General features: G+C 45.7%; 2 protein-coding genes and 1 riboswitch. Both genes read left to right on the top strand.

The window, feature by feature from the left end; translation table 11 throughout:
* The first annotated feature begins 306 nt into the window (after positions 1–306).
* A riboswitch (Fluoride riboswitch) is annotated at positions 307–395 on the top strand.
* 91 nt (positions 396–486) lie between these two features.
* Positions 487–2,112: a cation:proton antiporter gene (locus QT979_RS28615; protein WP_333216070.1), complete on the top strand. Its 1,626-nt coding sequence runs from the start codon at positions 487–489 to the stop codon at positions 2,110–2,112.
* 148 nt (positions 2,113–2,260) lie between these two features.
* Positions 2,261–3,310, top strand: coding sequence for a chloride channel protein (locus QT979_RS28620; protein WP_333312360.1), 1,050 nt, complete (start codon positions 2,261–2,263; stop codon positions 3,308–3,310).
* The last annotated feature ends 47 nt before the right edge of the window (positions 3,311–3,357 follow it).

Below are 3,357 nucleotides of genomic sequence, written 5' to 3' on the forward strand. Positions count from 1 at the left end.
CGAGCGTAGTAAACCGCACAATTATGCAGCTTGTTCGATTCTTGGCAAATATATTCTAGAACTGCCCGGAGTTCTTTGTCAGGCTTGAGCAGGATTTGTTGACACCCAAACATTGATATCTTTTTTTTTAATATATTGATTGTACACGACTATTTAACGGAGTGAATACCTCCACTAAAATTGTCAAAAAATATATCTAATAACAGAGAAAGAATATAAAACACTGGTAGTCTAAAGGCTACAACTGCGTTTCATACCCTGCGGGAAAGACCGGGGTTCTCACGCGACGCGCTATAGTGGTATAAAAGTAATGATGGCGATGGAGCTCGCCGAAACCGCCCTGCGTTATTAATAATCTTCATAACGTTTAAAAGGCTGATGGCTCCTACTGTTCCGACTTGTGGCGGAAGGGTAGGATGGTGCGGATGCCTCGATCGATCTTTCCCCTACAAGTCACGTTTATCCATTCAGCTTCAAGGTGGCGTGATGTTAGAAAGTATGATCTGGATTTTATTAATGGGCTTTTTTGTCGGGCAGATTGCTCGACGGCTGAAAGCTCCAGCACTCGTAGGTATGGTGCTGGTGGGCATTTTATTAGGCCCGCAACTGGGGAATGTCATTAGCCCAGAGGTTTTGGCCGCTGCGAATTCCCTTCGCACCATTGCCGTGATGGTGATTTTGATGAAGGCGGGATTAGGACTAGATCGCGAAAAACTATCCCAACAGGGAACCGTGGCGCTGCGATTAGGCTTTCTGCCAGCAGCTTGCGAGGCCATCGCCATTGCTGTCGCCGCGATGTGGTTACTTCAGTTTGATTTTTTGACGGGGCTACTGCTAGGGTGCATCATTGGCGCGGAATCTCCAGCAGTAATTGTTCCCGGAATGCTTCGGTTAAAAAGTCTAGGTTGGGGAGTAAAAAAAGGAATTCCCGATGCTATTCTGACGGGAAGTGCCTTGTCAGATGTATTGCTGTTGCTGGTGTTTAGCCTACTGCTAGCTTTTCTGTCCCAAGGGAAAGCTACAGCCATTACCTTACTGAGAGGAATCACCCTCAGCCCTCTGCAATTGCTGCCATTTCAAATCATCATCCAAATTACCTTGGGGGTGCTTTTGGGATGGGTAACTGCTCGAATTTTGGTGTCACTATTAGTCAACCAAAACTGGACTCAAACTGCGGTTCAGGACTCCCTAGTGGCTGCTGGCTTTGCCCTAGGGCTGGTAGTATCAGCCGAACATATTCCGGTTTTCTCTGGCTATTTAGCTGTGATGGCGGCGGGGTTTTTCCTGATAGAGTTGGATGCGCCTTTAGCACGAAGATTGCGGGGTGGCTTTGACAGTTTGTGGACGATCGCGGAAATTATTTTGTTTGTGCTGCTGGGAGCCAGTATTCAACTTAATGTCTTAGGAAATACATTGCTGGTTGGTCTGTTGGTGTTAGCGATCGGGACTCTGATTGGGCGATCGCTCGGTTGGTATCTTTCCACTTTAGGTAGTAATTGGACTGGGAAAGAACGGCTGTTTTTGCTAGCAGGAAATTCCGCTAAGGCAACGGTACAGGCGGCGATTGGGGCGATTCCCCTAGCTCAGGGCATTGCTGGTGGCGAGACGATTTTGGCGATCGCAGCCCTCTCAATTTTAGTAACAGCTCCCTTGGGTGCTTGGGCAATTCCCACTTTTGCCCCCAAACTATTAGAAAAAGGCGAAGTAGACCCGACAAAAGTAGCTATTTCCGGTCGTCCAGTTTTTCTCGCCGCAGTAGACGCTTCCCCCCTAACAACAGATGTTTTAACTAAAGCTGCAGACTTAGCTCGGCGCAGTGATGGGGATGTGATTGTTTTGTATGTAGACAATGTGGGATCTCAAAGCACAAACTTACAATTACAAAAACAAGCACAACGAATATTATCAGATATTCGCTATGAGTTCCTGAGTCTTTCTGGTACAGTTCCAGAGGAGATTATCCGCGTGGCGCAAGCTCGGCAAGTGGCATATATTGCGATCGGGAAACGAGGGCATCAACCTTGGGAACAAGTGCTAGTAGGTTCAGTTTCTCAAGCCGTCTTAGAAAGCAGTCCTATTCCTGTCATCTTGGTAGAATCTAGTTACAAGTAATACCAAGTATGGGTTTTATATCCCCTTGATCCTCTTCTCCCCTCTCTGTGTCCTCTGTGCCCTATGCGGTTCATAATCAAGGCGGTAATTAACGCAGATTTTGGCTCGCTCGCAACGAGCCTAACTTTACCCCAAAGAATCATTTCTTATGAAACGTCTCCCTCAATTTGAGCAGTTCACCATCATTCCGCAACTCAGCAAGTGGTTCATTATTTCTTGTATAGTTGGTATGCTTTCCGGTCTTGGTTCCGCCGCTCTCCTCGCATCTTTAGAATGGGCAACCAATTGGCGAGAATCTCATTTATGGGCGATCGCCTTACTACCCCTAGGTGGATTCTTCAGCGGTTGGATTTATCATAAATATGGCAAAAAAGTTGAAGCCGGAAATAATCTTTTACTCGAAGAGATTCATCATCCCCAAAGTATTATTCCCTTACGAATGGCTCCTATGGTGCTGTTAGGGACAGATTTAACCCATTTATTTGGAGGTTCAGCAGGTCGGGAAGGGACAGCCCTACAAATTGCGGCATCTCTTGCCGATCAGTTGACTAAAATATTCCACTTTAAACCCAGAGATCGCCGAATTTTATTAATGGCGGGGATTAGTGGAGGATTTGCTTCGGTTTTTGGAACTCCCTTAGCTGGAACTATCTTTGGTTTAGAAGTTTTAGCGATTGGTACGATTAAGCATAATGCTCTTTTTCCCTGTTTAGTTGCAGCAGTTGTGGGCGATCACATTACCCTAAATCTGGGGTTGCATCACACCGCATACCGCCACGCTCCGCTTGTACCAATGATAACTCCAATAGGGCTAATTTCTGCAATTATAGCTGGCATAATTTTCGGCATTGTAGCGATGATTTTTGCGAAACTAACTCATCAAATTAGCCACTTCTTTAAAGCCCAGATATCCTACCCTCCTTTACGTCCGGCAATTGGCGGTGTTATTGTGGCCTTGACTGTTGGGGCGATCGGCTCAACTAAGTATATTGGTCTTGGTATTCCTACCATTGTCGATGCGTTTTATACTCAGTTACCACCTTGGGATTTTGCGGCAAAAATAGGTTTAACGGCGTTGACATTAGGGGCTGGTTTTAAGGGCGGTGAAGTTACTCCTCTATTTTTTATTGGCGCCACATTAGGTAATGCTTTGTCATTAATCTTGGCATTAAGCTGTTCGACATCTAAACTGCATTAACTCGCGTTACCTTTGTTTTTGATCTTTCGGTTCCATTTCATAATTAA

This window comes from Microcoleus sp. w2-18bC1 (assembly GCF_036700365.1).
GTDB lineage: Bacteria > Cyanobacteriota > Cyanobacteriia > Cyanobacteriales > Microcoleaceae > Microcoleus.